Source organism: Candidatus Synechococcus spongiarum (assembly GCF_900047545.1).
Taxonomy (GTDB): Bacteria; Cyanobacteriota; Cyanobacteriia; order PCC-6307; family Cyanobiaceae; genus Synechococcus_B; species Synechococcus_B spongiarum_C.
In genome coordinates, this window is sequence record NZ_FITM01000139.1 from 1 (window position 1) to 5,579 (window position 5,579).

General features: G+C 61.6%; 8 protein-coding genes, 1 tRNA gene and 1 other RNA gene. 7 read left to right on the forward strand and 3 right to left on the reverse strand.

From position 1 onward, the window contains the following. Nucleotides 1–167 precede the first annotated feature (167 nt). The 3 genes from FLM9_RS05770 (at nt 168) to ssrS (ending at nt 2,408) form a co-directional block, all read left to right on the forward strand. Entirely contained in the window at nt 168–1,043 is an 876-nt protein-coding gene (locus FLM9_RS05770; RefSeq protein WP_074457677.1) for a carbohydrate ABC transporter permease, read from the forward strand. A gap of 19 nt (nt 1,044–1,062) precedes the next feature. Further along, nucleotides 1,063–2,217 (forward strand): 5-(carboxyamino)imidazole ribonucleotide synthase, encoded by a 1,155-nt coding sequence (locus FLM9_RS05775; protein ID WP_074457682.1) that lies wholly within the window; start codon nt 1,063–1,065, stop codon nt 2,215–2,217. A 7-nt stretch (nt 2,218–2,224) separates the two neighbouring features. Beyond that, a non-coding RNA gene (gene ssrS / locus FLM9_RS05780) (6S RNA) lies at nt 2,225–2,408 on the forward strand. Nucleotides 2,409–2,423: 15 nt separating this feature from the next. Here the strand turns inward: ssrS and FLM9_RS05785 are convergent. Further along, on the reverse strand, nt 2,424–2,708 hold the full coding sequence (locus FLM9_RS05785) for a DUF2103 domain-containing protein (RefSeq protein ID WP_074457683.1): 285 nt from the start codon (nt 2,706–2,708) through the stop codon (nt 2,424–2,426). 57 nt (nt 2,709–2,765) lie between these two features. Here FLM9_RS05785 and FLM9_RS05790 point away from each other — a divergent pair, with 57 nt between their 5' ends. Both FLM9_RS05790 and FLM9_RS08215 read left to right on the forward strand, forming a co-directional pair. Continuing rightward, nucleotides 2,766–2,867 (forward strand): cytochrome b6-f complex subunit PetN, encoded by a 102-nt coding sequence (locus FLM9_RS05790; RefSeq protein ID WP_074457678.1) that lies wholly within the window; start codon nt 2,766–2,768, stop codon nt 2,865–2,867. Between the two features lie 43 nt (nt 2,868–2,910). Beyond that, entirely contained in the window at nt 2,911–3,069 is a 159-nt protein-coding gene (locus FLM9_RS08215) for a hypothetical protein (RefSeq protein ID WP_180365319.1), read from the forward strand. Nucleotides 3,070–3,103: 34 nt separating this feature from the next. Here FLM9_RS08215 and FLM9_RS05795 read toward each other — a convergent pair whose 3' ends face one another. Both FLM9_RS05795 and FLM9_RS07850 read right to left on the reverse strand, forming a co-directional pair. Continuing rightward, nucleotides 3,104–3,421 (reverse strand): thioredoxin domain-containing protein, encoded by a 318-nt coding sequence (locus tag FLM9_RS05795; RefSeq protein ID WP_074457679.1) that lies wholly within the window; start codon nt 3,419–3,421, stop codon nt 3,104–3,106. A gap of 22 nt (nt 3,422–3,443) precedes the next feature. Continuing rightward, nucleotides 3,444–3,785, reverse strand: coding sequence for a tRNA nucleotidyltransferase/poly(A) polymerase family protein (locus FLM9_RS07850; RefSeq protein WP_143324628.1), 342 nt, complete (start codon nt 3,783–3,785; stop codon nt 3,444–3,446). A gap of 157 nt (nt 3,786–3,942) precedes the next feature. Here FLM9_RS07850 and FLM9_RS08575 point away from each other — a divergent pair, with 157 nt between their 5' ends. Both FLM9_RS08575 and FLM9_RS05810 read left to right on the forward strand, forming a co-directional pair. Further along, entirely contained in the window at nt 3,943–5,274 is a 1,332-nt protein-coding gene (locus FLM9_RS08575) for a M23 family metallopeptidase (RefSeq protein ID WP_074457681.1), read from the forward strand. 70 nt (nt 5,275–5,344) lie between these two features. Beyond that, nucleotides 5,345–5,418 (forward strand) — tRNA-Met (locus FLM9_RS05810). Nucleotides 5,419–5,579 lie beyond the last annotated feature (161 nt).

Here is a 5,579-nt window from a genome sequence, read left to right on the forward strand (position 1 = left end):
TTGAGCCCCGCCCCGTAACCCAGCCGCCGCAACTCTTCCCCCACCTGGAACCGGCAGTCCCTGCCGATCACCACCTCATACCCCCTTTGGGCCAGGGCAACGGGAATGCGTGTCAGGTTGGTTAGGGTCACGGTGACGGGATCTCTTCACGGTGATTCTCACCTGCCATGCCGCCCTCCAGTCGCTCTGCAACACCATGGCTGTTTCTCATGCCTGCGTTGCTGCTGTTGTCCCTGTCGGTGCTCATTCCGGCGGTGTTGGCGTTGCTGATGAGCTTCACCCGCAGCGGCCTGGACGTAAGCGAACCCCTCGCCTGGGTGGGCTTGAGCAATCTGCGCCGCCTGTGGGCCGATGCTGTGTTCCGACGGGTATTGGGCACCACAGTGCTCTATCTGGTGGGCGTTGTACCCCCCATTGTGGTGAGTTCCCTGGGGCTGGCCATTCTGGTGAACCGGAAGCTGCCCGGGATCCAGTTGCTGCGGGCCGCCTACTACACCCCTGTGCTGGTGTCCATCGTGGTTGCGGCCATTGCCTTCCGCTGGCTCTATGCGGAGAACGGCCTCCTCAACGGCCTGCTGGCCACCTGGATGGGGAGCGAGCCCATCGGTTTCCTCGCCGATCCACGGCTGGCGCTGGTTTCCGTCATGGTGGTGACCTTCTGGAAAGGGATTGGCTACTACATGGTGATTTTTCTGGCGGGTTTGCAGGGGATTCCTGTGGAGCTTTACGAGGCGGCCGCCCTGGATGGCTGCCGTGGCTGGCGCGTCCATCTGCACATCACCCTGCCCCTGCTGCGCCCCTACGTGGTGCTGGTGGCCGTGATCTCCGCCATTGCGGCCACCAAGGTGTTTGAGGAGGTGTTCCTGATGACTCAGGGTGGTCCCGCCGGCAGCACCCGCACGCTGGTGTACTACGTGTATGACCAGGCCTTTCGGGAGCTGGACATCAGCTATGCCTGCACAGTGGGCTTGGCCCTGTTCCTGCTGGTCGTGCTGCTGACGCTGTTGCGCTTCAGCGTGGCGCAGAGCAGTCGTTTCCTCTGAATTGGGAGATCCGGTGACCATGCGGGTGGGCATCATTGGAGCGGGCCAGTTGGCTCAGATGCTGGCCATGGCGGCCCGGACCATGGGCATCAGCCTGGTGGTGCAGGGTCCCTGTGGAGACGACCCCGCCGTGGGTGCCGCCGATGGCTGGGTGCAGGGTCCCCTGGGGGCGCCGGAGGCGGTGAAGGCCCTAGCGGACCAAGTGGATGTGATCGGCTTTGAAAACGAACTCGTTGACCTGGCGTCCCTGGTGCCTCTGGAGCAGGCCGGTGTGGTGTTCCGTCCCTCCCTGGAGGCCCTCTCTGCCTTGATGGACAAGCGGCGGCAGCGTCACGTCTTGCGGGACTTCAGCATCCCGGTCCCTACTTGGATGGACCTCAACGAGGCTCTGACGCACCCGGAGCGCCTCCATGATTTTGGCTATCCCCTGATGGCCAAGGCCGCCTCCGGCGGCTATGACGGCCGGGGTCTGCGGACCATTGACAGCCCCGAAACCCTCAAGGCATTTTCTGAAACCGTGAGCACGGAAGACTGGTATCTGGAGCGCGTTGTGGACTTTGAGCGGGAGTTGGCCATGGTGGGGGCCCGCTCGGTTGAGGGAGAGGTTTGCTGTTATCCCTTGCTGGAAACCCGCCAGCTTGGGCAGGTGTGCGCCACGGTTCTTGCCCCCGCCTCGGTGCCCCAGAGCGTGGAAGCCCGCGCCGTTACCATCATTGGCTCCATCCTGCAGCAGCTCAACTACGTGGGTGTGCTGGCCGTGGAGATGTTTTGGGCGCCGGAAGGCCTACTGGTAAACGAGCTGGCTCCACGCACCCACAACTCCGGACACCTCACCATCGAGGCCTGTGCCACCAGCCAGTTTGAGCAGCATCTGCGGGCCTTGACGGGGGCATCCCCAGGGCCGACGGACCTGTGTACGCCAGGGGCCCTCATGATCAACCTCCTGGGGTTTGAAGACAGCCGGAAGACCTATGCCCATGAACAGCAGGCCCTGGCAGACCTCTCCGGCTTTCATCTCCATTGGTACGGGAAGCACATCAGCCGACGGGGCCGCAAGCTGGGCCACATGACCCGCTGCCTCACCGGTTCCACCCCTGACCAGCGCCAGCAGGACGTTAAAGAGAGCTTGACTGCCGTGAACCGGATCTGGCCAGTGTCCAGGACAATGACTTAAGATGACGACGGAACTGCCATGTTGGTCTTCTGCTTTCTCCAGTGTTCTGATCTGACTCCCTCTCGATGTGGGAGGCATGTCGTGACGGTGAAGTAGACTGGCCTTTGTGCCGGAAATGGATCCCAGCTTTTGCTTCCCCCCTGGCTGATCCCAGGTCGTAACCTGAGGCAGGACGGCATGGCGGTTCCAAACTTTGACCAAGGCCCTCAAGCATCCAGGATGCGCCGCACCGCATTTTGGATCACGGCTTTCTCCAGTTGGGTGGTGATGAACACCTCCTGGCTGGAGCGGCCTTTGCGGGCGATGGCCTTGAAACCACCTCCCCGGGGCAGGGGTGTGGTGATGCGCAACTGGAAGGTTTCGGCATTGGTGCTCCCATGGCGGATCACCGCCGGGGTACATGTCGTGACCCCCTCCACTGCGGCCAGTTTCCTGAGAACCTTGAGTAGCCCCGGGATGTAGGTGGAGTGGGTGACAACAACTCGGCCCATGGCCATATCCGGTGTGAACTGCCTACGCTAAGGTGAGGCGGCAACGATCTGCCGTTCATGTTGATTTCCGTTGGCTGGGCTGCCCTGGCCGCCATGTTCAGCCTTTCCATTGCATTCGTGATCTGGGGGCGGGATGGGGATAACCTGCTCAAGTTCTGAGACCCTTCCGGTCCTGCAGCCCAAGTCTCTGCTGTGAGTGCAGATGGCGGAAATTTTTACGGCAAGCCGTGCCCTGGGCCTGATGGCCGTGGTGTTGCTGGTGTTCGTCACCGCTGGCGTCATATACCTGTCGCTGATGGAAGCCAACGACAGGCACCGCCGCCGCAAGCCAGAGCAATCCTCAGATCGCCAAAAGCGCTAAGGAAGACCGCAACAGCGCTGGCCAGGGCGGCTGGCTAGGCCTCCCCTTGCGGCAGAAGAGCCGCCAGCTTGCGGCGGAATTCCCCCTTGGGCATGCCCCCCTTCAACTCACCGTGGATGGTGAAGGCTCCTTCCGGATCACTGACCACCAGATAAGTGGGCCAGCCCATGCCCTCCTTATTGGGGTACTGGGCCAGGAGCACCTTCCTGTAGCGCCGGTAGGTGTCGGTGTCCTGAAGCATCACGATGATCAATTCAGCATCCAGCTCCATGGCCACCTTAGCATCGTAATGGGCCATGCGATGGCAGGTACCACAGTCTTCGGAACTGAACTTGAGCACAGTGAACGTCATGGCGTAAAGCCTTGAACGCCCACTAGCTTAGGTGCTGGGGCCTGGAGGCGGGGATGGTGTCAGGGGTTCTCTGCTCAACTGCCTCAATGGCTTCAATCCGCAATGCACGAAGCTGCCGGCCCAATTCAGGACCACTGGGCACACCAGCAGCGAGCAGTTGTTGAGCACTTTGTCGAGGCTGAAGACGGCGCCAGCAGAGGCACCAGCGCAGTAGGGGGCGACGGGGTTGGAGTCCGCACGCCAGCGCCATGGCCACTGCCTGCTCCATGGCCACGCCGGACACCCGTTGGGGACCAGCGGCATGGGGCCATCCTTCCAAAGCAGCGGTCCACTGGCCTGGAGACCAACTCCGCCCTGGCGCCATGGGAGCCTCCCCATCAAAATTCTCTGAAAGAAACTTCAAGCGAGATGCATCATGTGAAGAAGTGGGAGCGCTGGGGGTTGTCAGAGGGATCCTAAGGCAGTTCACTAATTTTACCGGGGCGCGGATCGCACCCCTCTCTCCTGACCCTGGATCCACGGTGCGGTCTCTCTTCAAGCTCACTGTTGCTTCCACGCCCATCCTGGCCGCTGTTGCACTCCTCTCCGCATCTACACTCAACCCCAGGGCGGCCATTGAGAATTTGCAGCCGCGGATCTTGCAGGAACTGGTCCCCAGTACATCCCCCTCCGGAAAGCAAGACCATCCGCAATACCTGATCTGGATGCAGTTGGGACAGGACGGCTCTCACCTTGCCTTGGCCGAGGCGCTCAACCTGCCGCTACAAACACTGCTTCATTTCAATGGGGTCACCAAATCCCAACCGCTGAAGAGAGGCAGTTGGATCAGCCTGCCGGCCCTGTTCAAGTCCCACCTGGAAGCCTATACCGGGCCATGGATCAATCCCTCCAGCTTGCGGGAGGAGCCGCCCGAGTCCTTAACCACGTCCGCGACCCTGGCCCAACGGGAAGAGACGGTCTTTGAAGACCAGCAAACTCTGATTTGGATCCAGCTTGCCGAGAACGTTTCCTACGAGGAGTTGGCCAGCCAAATTAAAATGTCTCCCGACATCCTGCGGTGGATCAACGGGGGTTGGAGAGACGAGAACCCGCTGGCCCAGGGAAGCTGGATCAGCGTGCCCCAGGACTGGCGCTTGATGGTGAAGTACGCAATTTCCCTTGATCTCCTGACCCTTCGAGACACGCCACCGCCTGGGGTTGCCTTTTACACCACGGTCCCCGGGCGAGGAGAGCGCATCCACATCGTGGCAGAGGGGGAAAAACTGACAACCATTTCCCCAGGGGACCGTCTCCTGGCCACCATTCATGCCCTCAACCCGGGCCTTGGCGATCAGGATCTGCAGCCGGGCCTGAGAATCAAAGTTCCCATGCCGGATCGCAACAGCCAACACCTGGCCGCACGACCGGGTGTTGCCGGTCTATCCTGGCCCAACCAGACGCTGGCTGACCATCAGCAGGAGTTGCGGTTTGATACCCGCTGGAGTTGGCCCACCCTGTCCGGGCTCGTCACCTCCGGCTATGGCTGGCGCTGGGGGCGCATGCACAACGGCATTGACATTTCCGACCACGTGGGCACACCCGTCCTGGCTGCTGCCGATGGTCAGGTGAAGCGGGCCTCGTGGCACCACAACGGCTACGGCTACCTGGTGGAGTTGACCCACTCCGACGGCAGCCTCACTCGCTATGCCCATAATTCCAGAATTCTGGTGAAGCCTGGGCAGACCGTGCGTCGCGGCCAGATAATCAGTGAAATCGGCTGCACCGGCAGATGCACCGGTCCCCATCTGCACTTTGAGATTCACCCCACCGGCCGCGGCGCCGCAGATCCCCTGGCCCTGCTGCCCCGCCGCTAGCAGATTGGCCCTGAGGCCAGGACCAACCTTGAGGGACAGTGGGTTGGTGTGTTGCTAGGATAGTTGCCATGGCTCGGTAGCTCAGCCGGTTAGAGCGTGGGATTCATAACCCCAAGGTCGGGAGTTCAAGTCTCCCCCGAGCCACTTCCCTGCCACTAAACGCCCACTCCCCGGACGACAGGGGGCCATGTATGCCCTGGGTCCGGGGGGATGAAACCCCACCAGAGCGAAGCTGGGGCTCCGTTCTTTAACCCCAGTGCTGGATCAGGGGAAGCAAGGCAACGTCCCACCATGAAAAGCCAGTT